Below are 14,251 nucleotides of genomic sequence, written 5' to 3'. Positions count from 1 at the left end.
CCGACATGGCCACCGACCCGCTCGACGCCCTTCCCGACGGCGTCGTGATCGCCGGGCCCGACGGCACCGTCACCCTCACCAACGCGGTCGCACGCCGGATGCTCGGCGTCGACGGCGTGGTCGGTCAGCCTCTCGACGAGGTGCTCCTGCTCCTCGACAACGACGGCCGCGCGTGGGTCGAGGTCAACGAGCCGTACGCCGGGCTGGCGACCCGCACCGGCATCCCCGAGCAGTCCTGGCTGCAGCCGGACGGCACCGAGGTGCTGACCCATGCCCGCCTGCACCGCGAGCGGGCGCGTGGCCCCGTCACCGGGGTGGCCGTCACGATCCGCAGCGGCCGGGGCCGTGCCCGGCTCGACCGTGAGCGCTCCGACCTGGTCGCCACCGTCGCCCACGAGCTGCGCAGTCCGCTGACGGGCGTCAAGGGCTTCGTCCAGGCGCTCCTGAACCGGTGGGACAAGCTCAACGACGACCAGAAGAAGCTCATGCTGACGACCGTCAGCGTCGACTCCGACCGGCTCAGCCGGCTCATCGCCGAGCTGCTCGACGTCGCGCGGCTCGACACCGGCCGGCTCCAGCTCCACCCGCGTCCCAGCGATGCCGCGGTGCTCGCGGAGCGGGTCGTGGGTTCGGTGCAGCAGACGACCAGCCGCCAGGTCGAGCTGCACGCGGAGCCCGACCTGCCGTCGATCACCGTCGACCCGGACAAGTTCACCCAGGTCGTCACGAACCTGGTCGAGAACGGCATCCGCCACGGCGAGGGCACGGTCAGCGTCCACGTGAGCGCGGGCCCCGACCTCGTCACCCTCACGGTCGAGGACGAGGGGGACGGCATCCCCGTGGAGCTGCGCAAGCGGGTCTTCACGAAGTTCTGGAAGGGTGGCGCGAGCGCCGGATCGGGGCTGGGCCTCTACCTGGTCGGCGGTCTGGTCAAGGCGCACGGTGGCACCGTCACGGTGACCGACGCAGCCCAGGGCGGTGCACGGATCGAGACGACCTGGCCACACGGCGAGATGGAGTTCTGATGACCACGGAGGAGCCGCAGGCGATCGCCGACTACCTCGCCGACGTCGAGCCGGACAAGCGTCGGCTCATCGAGGACTACTACTCGCGCGTCCCCGGACTGGTGCCGGACGCCGTGGTCGGGCGCAGCTATGCGATGCCGGCGTACCTCTATCGCGGGAAGGGGCTGGTCAGCGTGATGGCGACGAGGACAGGCGTCTCGGTGATCCCGTTCAGTGGCTCGGTGGCGCACCAGCTCCCCGGCGTGGACACCTCCGAGAAGGCGGGCTCGATCCACGTCGACCTCGCCGACCCGCTGCCCGTCGACGTCTTCGAGCAGGTGGTCCGGCTGCGTCGTGCCGAGATCGACGCGTCGTCGGCGGGCGGGCGACGCTAGGCCGGTCGCTCGACGACGCGGCGTCGCATGCCGACGATCGTGTAGAGCAGCGCACAGACCGCGACCACGCAGAGCAGGAGCAACCCGATCGTGTACCGGTGGGCCGCCTCGTCGTACGTCGCACCCATCACGAGCGGTGGGAAGAAGCCGCCCAGCCCGCCGGCGGCTCCGACGATCCCCGTGACCGAGCCGACGCGCGCGGCCGGCGCGAGCTCGGCCACCCAGGCGAAGACGCCACCCGTGCCCAGGCCGAGGAAGGCCGCCATGAGCACGAACGACATGCCGGCGGGCACCTCGAGCGGGGGCACGAAGGCGAGGTCGACCGCCATCACGGCCGCACCGCCGAACGAGATGCCCGCGATCACGCGTGGTCCGACCCGGTCGGCGAGCGTCCCGCCGATCGGCCGGCAGATGACGGCGGCGACGGCGAACCCTGCCGTTCGTGTCCCCGCGTCGGTGAGACCGAAGCCGTAGACGTCCTTCAGGTAGGTCGGGAGGTACGTCGAGAAGGCGACGAAGCCGCCGAAGCAGACCGCGTAGAGGAACGCCATCTGCCAGGTGACGGGCAGCTTCGCCGCCGCTGCCAGCTTGGGCACAGCGGGTTCGGTGTTGGGCGTCCACCGCGGCGAGTCGCGCAGCCAGAGCCAGACGATCCCGGCGGTCACGACCAGGGCGACGGCGATGATCACGTGGGTGGCCGTGTAGCCGAACCAGTTCACGAAGCGCGGGGTGAAGAAGGCCGACAGGGCGGTGCCGCCCATCCCCGCGCCGAAGACACCGGTCGCGAAGCCGCGTCGCGACGGGTCGAACCAGGCGTTGACGAAGGGGATGCCCACGGCGAACGTCGTCCCCGCGACGCCCAGGAAGAACCCGAAGAGAAGGAGCAGGCCGTAGGAGGCGTGGTTGCCGGCGAAGGCGACGAGGAGCACGAAGGGCGCCGCGAGCACGAGAAGGACCGGGAACATGCGCCTCCCGCCGAAGCGGTCGGTGAGCACGCCAGCGACGATGCGCCCGACCGAGCCGACCAGGACGGGGACCGCGACGAGGACGGACTTCTGGGTGGCCGACAGGCCGAGCTGCTCGGTGTAGCGGACGCCGAGCGGGGCGATCATGTTCCACGCCCAGAAGCTGATCGCGAACGCCCAGGTGGCGAGCGCCAGGTTCTTCATCTGACCGGTCATCGGGTCACTCCTCGGTCGCGGTCCGCCGTGCCGACGGGAGACCAGCCGGGTCGCGCGGCGCGGGCTCCGCGTGATCCCACGTCGCGGCTGCGGTAGACGATGTAGGGACGGAACAGGTAGTGCAGCGGCGCCGTGAAGGCGTGCACGAGCCGGGTGAACGGCCAGATCGCGAAGAGCAGCATGCCGACCAGGGCGTGCACGTGGAACTGGATCGGCGCGGCCGCCATCGCGTCGACGTCGGGCTGCAGCCGGAAGAGCGAGCGGAACCAGGGGGAGACGGTCTCGCGGTAGTCGGCCGCGTCGTGACCGGCCGCGACGGCCACCACCGTCGTCCACAGTCCCAGGACGAGGGCGCCGACCAGGACGACGTACATCACCTTGTCGTTGGTCGTTGTCGCCATGAAGACGGGGCCGGTCGTGCGACGCCTGTAGATCAGGATCCCGATCCCGACGAGCGTGCAGGTGCCCGCGATGATCCCCCAGAAGAGCGCGTTGCCGTGGTACATCCCCTCGCTGACGCCGAAGGCCTCGGTCCACGACTTCGGCACCAGCAGACCGACCACGTGGCCCGCGATGACGACGAGCAGGCCGAAGTGGAAGAGCGGGGATCCGATCCGCAGCAGCCGGGACTCGTAGAGCTGGGACGAGCGGGTCGTCCAGCCGAACTTGTCGTACCGGTAGCGCCACACGGTGCCGAGGACGAGGATCGCGATGACGAGGTAGGGCAGCACGCCCCAGAGTGCGACGTCCATCAGCCCTCCACCGTTCCGGGCCGGCTCGTCGGGAAGCCCAGCAGCACCGGGACGCCGCCGTCGGGACCGATGCCGACGGTCTCCGTCGGGGGGACGGCTCGTCCGAGCGCCATCGCCTCGGCGCGGTCCTTCGGCGATCGGCCGGGCAGGGTCGCGCAGACCGCTGTCAGCACGTCGGCGTACGGCGAGCCGCGCTCGGTCAGCGCGATCCGGATCAGCTCGAGGCTCGGCCTGTGCTCCTGCAGCAGCGCGCGCCCACCGGCCGGGTCGGCGAGTGCCGCGTACTCCAGCACCATCGGCAGGTGGTCGGGGAGGTCCCCGTGGGTGTCGACCAGCCACCCGCTGGAGCGGTAACGCTGCTTGATGCCCGCGATCGTCTCGCCACGCCGTCGGGTGTCGCCGTCCGTCCAGTAGGACAGGTAGAGGGTCTGGTGCCGGTCGAGGTCGAACGTGGCGACGTACGCCGTCCGCAGGTCCTCGCCCGCGGCGCGCGCGAGGTGCTCGACGAACCGGCTGAGCAGCCGGACCGGCTCGCTGCGGCGCTGCTCGGCGAGTGCGTCACGCAGCAACGGGAGCCGGTCCAGCAGTCGATCGTCCGGGTATCCCAGGCACCAGGCGGCGACCTGGTGCACCACGCGCCAGTCGGTCCGGCTCATCGGTCCGGCCCTCCGTCCGGATCCGCGTCGGCCTCGCCCGGTCTGCCGGCGGCCCGATCGGGGAAGAGGCCACTCGGACGACCGTTCCCGTCCCAGTTGAGCAGGTTGACGCGGCCGCGCAGCGACTCGTCCGAGGCGGGCTGATCGGTCGTCTGGCGCTCGCGCAGTGCGTGGAACGTCTCGACGGCGACCGGCACCGCCCGCCCGCTCGCCTCGCCCAGCGGGCCGGCGCCGTACATCCCCGGGCCCTCGTCGTAGTCGAGCGAGCAGCCGATCTCCTCGAGCGCGTGCGCGTCCTCGACGTGGGCCTTCGGGATGACGTAGCGCTGCTCGTACTTCGCGATGCCCATCAGGCGGTACATCTCGTAGATCGACTCCTCGGTCATCCCGACCGCAGCGGGGATGGAGGCGTCCGGCTCACGGCCGAGGCTGATGTCGCGCATGTAGGCGCGCATCGCAGCCAGTCGCTTCAGCACCCGGTCGACGACGGCCGTGTCGCCGGCGGTGAAGAGCTCGGCGAGGTACTCCACCGGGATGCGCAGCGCATCGATCGCGCCGAACAGGCTGCCGGCGGCCTCTGCGTCGTGGCCCTGCTCCCGGAGGAGGTCGACGACAGGGGACAGCGGTGGCACGTACCAGACCATCGGCATCGTGCGGTACTCCGGATGAAGGGGCAGAGCCACGCGGTAGCGCTTCGCGAGGGCGTAGACCGGGGACCGTCGCGCGGCGTCCAGCCAGTCCGCCGGGATGCCCTGGGCCTGAGCAGCGCGGACGACCTCGGGGTCGTCGGGGTCGAGCATCAGGTCGAGCTGGGCCTCGTAGAGGTCCTTCTCGTCAGCGACGGAGGCGGCCGCGGTGACCGCGTCGGCGTCGTAGAGGAAGAGGCCCAGGTAGCGCAGCCTGCCGACGCAGGTCTCCGAGCAGACGGTCGGCAGCCCGACCTCGACCCGCGGGTAGCAGAGCGTGCACTTCTCCGCCTTGCCGCTCTTGTGGTTGAAGTAGATCTTCTTGTACGGGCAGCCGGTGATGCACTGGCGCCAGCCGCGGCAGCGGTCCTGGTCCACCAGCACGATGCCGTCCTCGGCGCGCTTGTAGATCGCGCCGGACGGGCAGGACGCCATGCAGGACGGGTTGAGGCAGTGCTCGCAGATGCGTGGCAGGTAGAACATGAACGTCTGCTCGAACTCGAACCGGATCCTGTCCTCGGACTCGCGCCGGACCTTCGCGACGATCGGGTCGAGGTGTCCGAGCTCGCTGGCGCCGCCCAGGTTGTCGTCCCAGTTGGCCGACCAGGTCACCTTCGTGTCCTCGCCGGTGATCAGCGACTTCGGTCGGGCGACGGGGAAGTCGTCGCCGAGCGGCGCGTTCACGAGCGTCGCGTAGTCGTAGGTCCAGGGCTCGTAGTAGTCGGACAGCTCCGGCTGCACCGGCGAGGAGAAGATCGTGAGCAGCTTCTTGAGCCGGCCACCGGCTCGGAGCCGGAGCCGGCCGTTCCCGTCGACGGTCCAGCCTCCGCGCCACCGCTCCTGGTCCTCGTACTGCCGCGGATATCCCTGGCCGGGACGGGTCTCCACGTTGTTGAACCAGACGTACTCCGTGCCGGCCCTGTTGGTCCACGCCTGCTTGCAGGTCACCGAGCACGTGTGGCACCCGATGCACTTGTCGAGGTTCATCACCATGCCCATCTGGGCCATCACGCGCATGTTCGTGCTCCGCGCATCAGTAACGCACCTCCTGGCTCCGTCTCCTGACCGTGGCGACCATGTCGCGCTGGTTGCCGGTCGGGCCGAGGTAGTTGAACGTGTAGGACAGCTGGGCGTAGCCGCCGATCAGGTGGGTTGGCTTCACCAGCAGGCGGGTGACCGAGTTGTGGATGCCGCCCCGGCGACCGGTGGCCTCGGACTTCGGGACGTCGATCGTGCGCTCCTGGGCGTGGTGCACGTAGACAACGCCGGCCGGCATGCGGTGGCTGACGACGGCGCGCGCCACGAGCACGCCGTTCGCATTGGTCACCTCGACCCAGTCGTTGTCGGCTGCGCCGATCGAGGTCGCGTCCGCCGGGCTCATCCAGACGGTCGGCCCACCACGCGAGAGGGACAGCATGAACAGGTTGTCCTGGTACTCGGAGTGGATCGACCACTTCGAGTGAGGCGTCAGGTAGCGCACGGTCACGGTCGCCGCCCCGTCGGGACCCAGCCGCGGCTCGTCGAAGAGGCGGTGCATGTCGAGCGGCGGCCGGTAGATCGGCATCGCCTCGCCGAGGTCGGTCATCCAGTCGTGGTCGAGGTAGAAGTGCATCCGGCCGGTCAGCGTGTGGAACGGCTTGAGCCGCTCGATGTTCACCGTGAACGGCGCGTAACGGCGTCCGCCCGTCTCGGAGCCGGACCACTCCGGCGAGGTGATGACCGGGACGGGTGCCGTCTGCGTCTGCCGGAAGGTGATCCGCTTCTCCTCCGAGCCCTCGGCGAGGTCGGCGAGCGGCTTGCCGACGCGCTCCTCGAGCGTCCGGAAGCCCTGGGCGGCGAGCTCGCCGTTCGTCGTCCCCGAGAAGGTGAGGATGGCCTCGGCGAGCTTGGCGTCCGTGTCGATCGCGGGCCTGCCGGCGGCCGGACCGTGGGACATGACGCCGTTGCCCTCGGCGAGCCGGGCCGTCTCGTGCTCGAGCCGGAAGGTGACGTTCTTGACGGTGAAGCCCAGGCTGTCGGCGAGCGGACCGACGGCGGCGAGCTTGTCGGCGATCGCGGTGTAGTCGCGGTCCACCACGGCGAAGACGGGGGTGTTCCGGCCGGGCACGGCCGCCACACCCTCCTGCCTCCAGTCACGTGCGACGCCGCCGGGCTGCGCGGTCTCGCCGGGGGTGTCGTGCAGGAGCGGCACGCTCACCAGGTCCTTGCGCGTCCCGAGGTGCGTCCTCGACATGTCGGACAGCGCGCGCGCCAGCGAGTGGAAGAGCTCGAAGTCGGTGCGTGCCTCCCACGGCGGGTCGATCGCGGGGGAGAAGGCGTGCACGTACGGGTGCATGTCCGTCGAGGAGAGGTCGTGCTTCTCGTACCAGGTGGCAGCGGGGAAGACGACGTCGGAGAGAAGCGTCGTCGAGGTCATCCTGAAGTCGGCCGAGACGAGCAGGTCGAGCTTGCCCTCCGGTGCCTCGTCGTGCCAGCGGACGCTCTCGGGTCGCGGCGCCGCGGGGTTCTCACCGCCCGCGCCGTCGTGACCGAGCACGTTGTGGTGGGTGCCGAGCAGGTGCCGGAGGAAGTACTCGTCGCCCTTCGCCGAGGAGCCGAAGAGGTTGGAGCGCCACAGGATCAGGGTCCGTGGCCAGGCCTCGGGTGCGTCGACGTCGTCGATCGCGGCGCGCAGCCGGCCCTCCTTCAGCGCTCGGACGACGTACGACGGAGCGTCCGGCGCCTCGCCGGCCTCGACGGCGGCCGCCGCCTGGTCGGCGACGTCCAGCGGGTTGGCGTCGAACTGCGGGTAGAACGGCATCCATCCCATCCGGGCCGACGCCGCGATCGTGTCGGCGGTGTGACCGCGGACGTGCCCGCGCGCCAGCGGCGAGGCCAGTGAGTCCGTGCTGTAGCCGTCGTTGCGCCACTGGTCGGTGTGCATGTACCAGAACGACGTGCCCGTCATCGTCCTCGGTGGGCGGCTCCAGTCCAGGCCGTTGGCCAGCGAGATCCACCCCGTGATGGGTCGGCACTTCTCCTGGCCGACGTAGTGGGCCCAACCGCCGCCGTTGCGGCCCATGGCGCCGGTGAGCATCAGCAGCGCGAGGACGGCCCGATAGGTCGCGTCGCCGTGGAACCACTGACAGATGCCGGCGCCCATGATGATCATCGAGCGGCCTCCCGACTCCTCCGAGTTGGTGGCGAGCTCGCGGGCGACGCGGATGCAGGCCTGCGCCGGCACCGAGGTGATCTCCTCCTGCCACGCCGGTGTGTACGGCGTGGAGGCGTCGTCGTAGCCGGAGGCCCACGCGCCCGGCAGGCCCGGTCGACCGACGCCGTACTGCGCCAGCAACAGGTCGAAGACCGTCGTGACGAGGTGGCCGCCGATCCGTCGCGCGGGGACGCCGCGGCGCAGCACCGAGCCGCTGCCGTCGGGGTCGACGAAGGCCGGGAGCACGACCTCGACCGCCTCGCTGGTCGGGCCGGTCGGGCTGGTCGAGCCGGTCGAGCCGTCGTCGAGGAGGCTGAGCAGCGGCGTGACTCCCTCGAGGTCGAGGTTCCAGCGGCCCACCCCGGAGTCGGCGTAGCGGAAGCCCATCGACCCGTTGGGCACGACGGGGCGACCGCTCGCCTCGTCGATGAGGACCGTCTTCCACTGGTCCTCATCGGCGCCGTGGCTCACCGGGTCGAGATCGGCGGCCGTCAGGAACTTGCCGGCGACGTAGGAGCCAGGGTGGTCGGGGTGCTCGTCGAGCCGGACCAGGTGCGGCAGGTCGGTGTACGTGCGCACGTACTCGGCGAAGAACGGCGTGACGCGGTCGACCAGGAACTCGCGCAGGATCACGTGCCCCATCGCCATCGCCAGCGCAGCGTCGGTCCCGGCGGCCGCCGGCAGCCACTCGTCGGCGAACTTGGTGTTGTCGGCGTAGTCAGGGCTGACCGTCACGACCTTGGTGCCCCGGTAGCGCACCTCCGTCATCCAGTGCGCGTCGGGCGTGCGGGTCACCGGGACGTTCGAGCCCCACATGACCAGATAGCTCGCGTCCCACCAGTCTCCGGACTCGGGGACGTCGGTCTGGTCGCCGAAGACCTGCGGGCTGGCGACCGGCAGGTCGGCGTACCAGTCGTAGAACGACGTCATCACGCCGCCGATGAGCTGCGTGTAGCGGGTGCCGACGCAGTGCGACACCATCGACATGGCAGGGATCGGCGAGAAGCCGATGTTGCGGTCGGGCCCGTGCGTCCTGATGGTGTGCACCTGGGCCGCGGCGACCATCTCGACGGCCTCCGACCAGCTGACCCGGACGAGGCCGCCCTTGCCGCGGGCCTGCTGGTAGCGCCGGCGTCGCACGGCATCGGCCTGGAGGTCCGCCCATGCCAGCACGGGATCGCCCAGCCGCTTCTTGGCATCGCGGTACATCTCGACCAGCACGCCCCGTGCGTAGGGGTAGCGCACCCGGGTGGGGGAGTAGGTGTACCAGGAGAACGCCGCGCCACGCGGACATCCGCGGGGCTCGTACTCCGGTCGGTCGGGGCCGACCGACGGGTAGTCGGTCGCCTGCGTCTCCCACGTGATGATGCCGTCCTTGACGTAGACGTTCCACGAGCACGACCCCGTGCAGTTCACGCCATGGGTGGAGCGAACGACCTTGTCGTGGCTCCAGCGGTCCCGGTAGAAGACATCGCCCGCACGGCCGCCCTTGCGGAACACCGCGCGCCCGTCGTCGGTCTCGTCCCAGCGGGAGAAGAACCTGCCGGCGCGCAGGAGTAGATCGCTCGCGGCGCCGTCCAGTCCGGCCATGGATCACTATCAGCACATCCGGTACCGGAGTGACAAGGGTCATACGCCTTAAGTAGCATCTCAAATACGAATTTCTCTAGCATGGGGTCATGCAGCTGACCGGGTTCACCGATCTGGCCCTCCGCATCCTGATGCGACTCGCCGTGCTGGGGGAGGACGGGACCGCGACGACCGGCGCGCTCGCCGAACAGCTCAACGTCAGCTACGCGCACGCGACGAAGGTCGTGACGGCGCTGAGCGGGCTCGGTGTCGTCGATGCCCGCCGCGGACGCAACGGCGGCCTGCGGCTGGCCGAGGACGCCGGGGCGATCTCGATCGGGTCGGTGGTCCGTCGGCTCGAAGGCGGTCCGGAGCAAGGCCGCGAGGTCGTCGAGTGCGAGGGCGCCAACCCGTGCCCGCTCCGCGCCGGCTGCCGCCTGCGCGGAGCGCTCCGGGTCGCGCAGGAGGCGTTCTTCGCCGCGCTCGACCCGCTCACGGTCGCCGACGTCTCGGCCGCGCCGACCCAGTCGCTGCTGCTCAGTCTCGGTCCTCGTCCGCAGGACTGATCCCCCATGATGAAGGAGTCATCGCCCATGCTGTCCGCAACCTCGCGCCAGGTCGTCCGTGCCACCCTGCCGGTCATCGGAGCGGCCATCGGGGACATCACGCCGGTCTTCTACCGACGCATGTTCGCGGCGCACCCCGAGCTCGAGCGCGATCTGTTCAACCGTGGCAACCAGGCGCAGGGCGACCAGCAGCGCGCCCTCGCCGGCGCCATCGCGACGTACGCCACCCTGCTCGTCGCCGAGGACGGTCCCGATCCGCGGGCCGTGCTGGCGCGCATCGCGCACAAGCACGCCTCGCTCGGCGTCCGCGAGGACCAGTACCCGATCGTGCACGAGCACCTGTTCGCTGCCATCGTCGAGGTGCTCGGCGAGGCGATCACGCCGGAGGTCGCGTCCGCCTGGGACGAGGTCTACTGGCACATGGCCCACGCGCTCGTCGACATCGAGAAGGGCCTGTACGCCGAGGCGGGGGTCGCCCCCGGTGACGTCTGGCGCACCCTCGTCGTACGCCGGCGCGTCCACGAGTCGCGCGACACGGTCGCGTTCACCCTCGAGGCCCCCGACGGCGGCCCGCTGCCCGCCGCCCGTCCCGGCCAGTACGTCTCGGTCGCCGTGCGCCTGCCCGACGGTGCCCGCCAGATCCGCCAGTACAGCCTGACCCGGGCACCTGGGCAGAGCGCCTGGGGCATCTCGGTCAAGGCTGTCCCGGCGCAGCGTGACGCGGACGCCATCGTCCCGGCGGGTGAGGTCTCGAACTTCCTGCACGACAACGTCTTCGAGGGCGACATGCTCGAGGTGTCGACGCCCTTCGGTGAGCTGGAGCTGACCGAAGGAGGCTCGCCCCTGGTGCTGGTCTCCGCCGGCATCGGCATCACGCCGATGATCGGCTTCCTGCACCACCTGCGTCGGACGTCGTCGCGACGCGAGGTGGTCGTCCTGCACGCCGACCGCTCGCCGAGCCGCCATGCGCACCGGGCCGAGCTCGCCGAGCTGGTCGACTCGATCCCCGGTGCCTCGCTGCACCGCTGGTACGAGGACCTGGGCGTGCGTTCCGCCGGCGACACGCTCTACCGCGGGCGCATCGACCTCGACGGCGTCGAGCTGCCGGTGGACGCCGACGTCTACCTGTGCGGCCCGTTGCCGTTCATGGCCGGCGTGAAGTCCGCGCTGGTCGGCCGCGGCGTCGCCGACGACCGCATCCACTACGAGATCTTCGGGCCCGACCGCGAGCTGGTCTCGGCGTGACGGGGGTCGCCACCGCTGTCAGCTGGCTCTGGTTGGGCATGGTGCTGGCGATCTCGTTCCTCGAAGCGCCGCTGAAGTTCCGGGCGCCGGGTCTCGACCTGCGCACCGGACTGGCGATCGGTCGGCTGGTCTTCCGGGCGCTCAACGCTGTCGAGGTCGTGCTCGCCGTCGTGCTGTCGGCCGCACTCGCCGTGGGCGACGAGAGCCGGGCGGCCGTGGTCGCGGCCTCGGTGGCGGTGGCCGTGCTGGCGGTCCAGCTGGTCGCCGTACGGCCGGCACTGTCGCGTCGCTCGGACGCCGTCCTGGCCGGCGCCGAGGGGCCGCGGTCGCACGCCCATCTCTGGTACGTCGGACTCGAGGTCGTCAAGGTGCTCGGTCTGATCGTCGCGGGTGTGCTGCTGCTCTGACCCCGCGGCGATCCGCGCGAGCCTCCCCGCACGGCGGGCCGGTTCGTGTTGTCGACACCATGTTGCTAAGGTAGTGACATGGTGTCGACAAAGATCGAGGTGGCGCGTGTTCGTCGCACTCCGTGAGCTTCGCAGCGCCCGCGGGCGCTTCCTGCTGGTCGGCGCGGTGATCGCGCTGATCGCCCTGCTGACCACGTTGCTGTCCGGACTGGCCAACGGCCTGGTCGACGACGGCATCTCCGGCCTTCGCCGGTTGCCGATGACGCATCTCGCCTTCCAGCGGGGAGCGGACGAGACGTTCAGCCGGTCCACCCTCACCGCGTCGGACCTCGCGCCGTGGACCGAGGTCGACGGCGTGCAGGCCTCGCCTCTCGGCGTGTCCTTCGTCAACGCCCGCACCTCGTCGGGACGGACGGTCGACGTGGCGCTCGTCGGCGTCCCGGCGGGCTCCTTCCTGGCGCCGCGCCGGGACGCCGAGGCCGCGCTCGCCGGCCGTCCGGGTCTGGTGCTCAGCCACGAGTTCGAGGCCCAGGGAATCTCGGTGGGCGACGAGCTCACGATCGTCGGCGTCGACGAACGGCTGCCCGTGCTCGGCTTCACCTATGCCGGCTCCTACGGCCACGTCGACATCGCCTTCACCAGCCTCGAGACCTGGCAGCGCCTGCTCTACGGCACGGGGGCCGAGGGGCGCTTCTCCGCCATCGCGCTGCGCGCCGACGACCCGGGCGCGATCGCCGGCGCGGCCGATCGGATCGACCGCGTCCGCGGGACCCAGACGGTGACCAAGGAGGCGGCGTACGCCGGGTCGCCGGGCTACAGCGGCGAGACGCAGACCATGTCCATGATCCGCTGGTTCCTGCTGGTGATCTCCGCGCTCATCGTCGGCGCCTTCTTCATCGTCTGGACCATGCAGCGCTCGCGCCAGATCGCCCTGCTGCGAGCCCTCGGCGCCTCCCGCGCCTACGTCGTGCGCGACGCGGTCGGCCAGCTCGTCATCGTGCTGGTGCTCGCGACGCTGGTCGGCGGCCTGGCGGCCTTCGGCGTCGGCAGCCTGGTCGGGTCCACCGCTGTGCCGTTCCGCCTCGCCGTCGGGCCGGCGGTGTCCGCGCTGACCCTTCTCGTCGTGGTCGGCGTCCTCGGCTGCCTGGCCGGGGTGCGGCGGGTCACCTCGGTCGATCCCACCCTCGCGCTGCGAAGCGCCGACTAGAGCACACCGACCAGAGGAGCACCACATGTCACTCCACCTCGAGAACGTCTCCGTCGCCGTTCCGGACGGCACCGGCCGGCGAGTCCTGCTCGACGAGGTCGACCTCACCGTCCGGGCCGGTGAGACCGTCGCTCTCAGCGGCGCCTCCGGCTCCGGGAAGTCGACGCTCGTCGCCGTCGCCGGCCTGCTGCGGTCGCCCGACACCGGCCGCGTCCTGCTCGGCGACGTCGACGCCACGTCCGTGTCGGCGCGGCGGCGCACGCGGTTGCGGGGCGACCTCGTCGGCATCGTCTACCAGTCGCCCAACCTGCTCCCCGCGCTGACGGCGCGCGAGCAGGTCGAGGTCGTCGCGCACATCGCCGGGAGGCTCGACCGCGCGGCGCGGCGCCGTGCTGTCGAGCTGCTCGAGCAGGTCGGTCTGGGCGACCGGCTCGACGCCCGACCGGCCGAGCTCTCCGGCGGAGAGCGCCAGCGGGTCGGGATCGCGCGGGCGCTGATGAACGCGCCCACGATCGTGCTGGCCGACGAGCCCACGGCGTCGCTCGATCCTGAGCGCGGCCACGCCGTGATGGACGTGCTGATCTCCGAGGCGCGCCGAGCCGGCGCCGCTACGCTGGTCGTCACCCACGACCCCGACCAGGCCGCACGCGCCGATCGTCGCGTTCACCTGCAGCGTGGACGGGTCCTGGCCGAGTCGACCACCTGAACGCTGAGCAGAAGGGACGCCATGCCCCGGATCACCGGTCCGTCGATCGCGGAGCATGTCGCCTCCCAGGAGGCCGCGGTCGTGGACGCCGCGCGCCGGCTCTTCTCCGAGCGCGGCGTCGCCGCGGTCTCCCTCGGCGACATCGCCGCCGAGGTGGGGCTGCGCCGGACGTCGCTCTACCGGTACTTCCCGACGAAGGCGCACATCCTCGAGCGCTGGTTCGACCTGGAGATGGACCCGCTGGTGGACCGCTCACGGGAAGTGGTCGCCGGGGCAGCGCCCGCGGCCGAGACGCTGAAGGCATGGCTGGACGTCCAGCTCGACTTCTTCACCGACGGCGCGCACCGTGCCCTCATGGAGGCAGCCGCCGCCTCGGAGGAGATGCCGCCCGACGTCGTCGAGCACTTCGGGCGACGTCACCGCGAGCTCTATGCCACGCTCGACGGCGTCCTGCTGTCCGGCGGCGCCGAGACCGCCGAGGTGCGCCGGGTGCGGGCACTGATGATCGCGGGTCTCGTCCGCTCGGCCGCCGAGCTCGTCTCCGGTGGCGAGGACGACGCCGACGTACGCCGCGAGCTGCACCGCGGCGCGGCGGCGATCGCCGGGCTCTGAGCGCGCCGGGCACCGCAGGAGCGCCCCCTGGGTCCGTCAGGGGACCGCGGAACGGAACCGGTTCGCCGCGGG

At 71.2% G+C, this 14,251-nt stretch carries 13 protein-coding genes; 8 read left to right on the top strand and 5 right to left on the bottom strand.

Annotated elements, in window-relative coordinates; all coding sequences use genetic code 11:
- Positions 1-5: 5 nt before the first annotated feature.
- Both ABD205_RS09245 and ABD205_RS09240 read left to right on the top strand, forming a co-directional pair.
- Positions 6-1,025 carry a sensor histidine kinase gene (locus tag ABD205_RS09245; protein ID WP_344044507.1) on the top strand — a complete coding sequence of 340 codons (1,020 nt, stop codon included), beginning with the start codon at positions 6-8 and terminating at the stop codon, positions 1,023-1,025.
- Positions 1,025-1,399, top strand: coding sequence for an iron chaperone (locus ABD205_RS09240; protein ID WP_344044506.1), 375 nt, complete (start codon positions 1,025-1,027; stop codon positions 1,397-1,399). Before ABD205_RS09245 ends, ABD205_RS09240 begins: the two co-directional genes overlap by 1 nt.
- Here the strand turns inward: ABD205_RS09240 and ABD205_RS09235 are convergent.
- From ABD205_RS09235 to ABD205_RS09215, 5 genes are read right to left on the bottom strand one after another with little or no spacing between them, the layout of a single operon-like run.
- On the bottom strand, positions 1,396-2,580 hold the full coding sequence (locus ABD205_RS09235; protein WP_344044505.1) for an MFS transporter: 1,185 nt from the start codon (positions 2,578-2,580) through the stop codon (positions 1,396-1,398). The genes ABD205_RS09240 and ABD205_RS09235 overlap by 4 nt on opposite strands.
- Positions 2,577-3,332 carry a respiratory nitrate reductase subunit gamma gene (gene narI, locus ABD205_RS09230; protein WP_344044504.1) on the bottom strand — a complete coding sequence of 252 codons (756 nt, stop codon included), beginning with the start codon at positions 3,330-3,332 and terminating at the stop codon, positions 2,577-2,579. Before narI ends, ABD205_RS09235 begins: the two co-directional genes overlap by 4 nt.
- Positions 3,332-3,988: a nitrate reductase molybdenum cofactor assembly chaperone gene (gene narJ, locus ABD205_RS09225; RefSeq protein ID WP_344044503.1), complete on the bottom strand. Its 657-nt coding sequence runs from the start codon at positions 3,986-3,988 to the stop codon at positions 3,332-3,334. Before narJ ends, narI begins: the two co-directional genes overlap by 1 nt.
- Entirely contained in the window at positions 3,985-5,691 is a 1,707-nt protein-coding gene (gene narH, locus ABD205_RS09220) for a nitrate reductase subunit beta (RefSeq protein ID WP_344044502.1), read from the bottom strand. Before narH ends, narJ begins: the two co-directional genes overlap by 4 nt.
- A 16-nt stretch (positions 5,692-5,707) precedes the next feature.
- The gene (locus ABD205_RS09215) at positions 5,708-9,457 is read right to left on the bottom strand and encodes a nitrate reductase subunit alpha (protein ID WP_344044501.1); all 3,750 of its coding nucleotides are present in this window, start codon (positions 9,455-9,457) and stop codon (positions 5,708-5,710) included.
- Positions 9,458-9,546: 89 nt separating this feature from the next.
- Between ABD205_RS09215 and ABD205_RS09210 the strand changes: the two genes are divergently transcribed.
- From ABD205_RS09210 to ABD205_RS09185, 6 genes are all read left to right on the top strand, one after another.
- Complete coding sequence (locus ABD205_RS09210) at positions 9,547-10,002, top strand: RrF2 family transcriptional regulator (RefSeq protein ID WP_344044500.1); 456 nt, start codon at positions 9,547-9,549, stop codon at positions 10,000-10,002.
- A gap of 27 nt (positions 10,003-10,029) precedes the next feature.
- Positions 10,030-11,247, top strand: a complete 1,218-nt coding sequence (locus ABD205_RS09205) for a globin domain-containing protein (protein ID WP_344044499.1) — start codon at positions 10,030-10,032, stop codon at positions 11,245-11,247.
- Entirely contained in the window at positions 11,244-11,654 is a 411-nt protein-coding gene (locus ABD205_RS09200; protein WP_344044498.1) for a hypothetical protein, read from the top strand. Before ABD205_RS09205 ends, ABD205_RS09200 begins: the two co-directional genes overlap by 4 nt.
- 106 nt (positions 11,655-11,760) lie before the next feature.
- Positions 11,761-12,861: an ABC transporter permease gene (locus ABD205_RS09195; RefSeq protein WP_344044497.1), complete on the top strand. Its 1,101-nt coding sequence runs from the start codon at positions 11,761-11,763 to the stop codon at positions 12,859-12,861.
- Positions 12,862-12,886: 25 nt separating this feature from the next.
- Positions 12,887-13,567, top strand: a complete 681-nt coding sequence (locus ABD205_RS09190) for an ABC transporter ATP-binding protein (RefSeq protein ID WP_344044496.1) — start codon at positions 12,887-12,889, stop codon at positions 13,565-13,567.
- Between the two features lie 21 nt (positions 13,568-13,588).
- Positions 13,589-14,179 carry a TetR/AcrR family transcriptional regulator gene (locus ABD205_RS09185; RefSeq protein WP_344044495.1) on the top strand — a complete coding sequence of 197 codons (591 nt, stop codon included), beginning with the start codon at positions 13,589-13,591 and terminating at the stop codon, positions 14,177-14,179.
- The last annotated feature ends 72 nt before the right edge of the window (positions 14,180-14,251 follow it).

Origin of the sequence: Nocardioides panacihumi, from assembly GCF_039530925.1 — a bacterium.
Classification (GTDB): domain Bacteria; phylum Actinomycetota; class Actinomycetes; order Propionibacteriales; family Nocardioidaceae; genus Nocardioides; species Nocardioides panacihumi.
Note: the sequence above shows the minus strand (reverse complement) of the source record. Positions and strands in the feature narration are given on the sequence as shown.

Coding starts and splice junctions, on each gene's coding strand:
- ABD205_RS09210 (WP_344044500.1), top strand. CDS start 9,547: ATGCAGCTGACCGGGTTCACCGATCTGGCCCTCCGCATCCTGATGCGA.
- narI (WP_344044504.1), bottom strand. CDS start 3,332: ATGGACGTCGCACTCTGGGGCGTGCTGCCCTACCTCGTCATCGCGATC.
- ABD205_RS09245 (WP_344044507.1), top strand. CDS start 6: ATGGCCACCGACCCGCTCGACGCCCTTCCCGACGGCGTCGTGATCGCC.
- ABD205_RS09205 (WP_344044499.1), top strand. CDS start 10,030: ATGCTGTCCGCAACCTCGCGCCAGGTCGTCCGTGCCACCCTGCCGGTC.
- ABD205_RS09240 (WP_344044506.1), top strand. CDS start 1,025: ATGACCACGGAGGAGCCGCAGGCGATCGCCGACTACCTCGCCGACGTC.
- narJ (WP_344044503.1), bottom strand. CDS start 3,988: ATGAGCCGGACCGACTGGCGCGTGGTGCACCAGGTCGCCGCCTGGTGC.
- ABD205_RS09215 (WP_344044501.1), bottom strand. CDS start 9,457: ATGGCCGGACTGGACGGCGCCGCGAGCGATCTACTCCTGCGCGCCGGC.
- ABD205_RS09185 (WP_344044495.1), top strand. CDS start 13,589: ATGCCCCGGATCACCGGTCCGTCGATCGCGGAGCATGTCGCCTCCCAG.
- ABD205_RS09235 (WP_344044505.1), bottom strand. CDS start 2,580: ATGACCGGTCAGATGAAGAACCTGGCGCTCGCCACCTGGGCGTTCGCG.
- narH (WP_344044502.1), bottom strand. CDS start 5,691: ATGCGCGTGATGGCCCAGATGGGCATGGTGATGAACCTCGACAAGTGC.
- ABD205_RS09190 (WP_344044496.1), top strand. CDS start 12,887: ATGTCACTCCACCTCGAGAACGTCTCCGTCGCCGTTCCGGACGGCACC.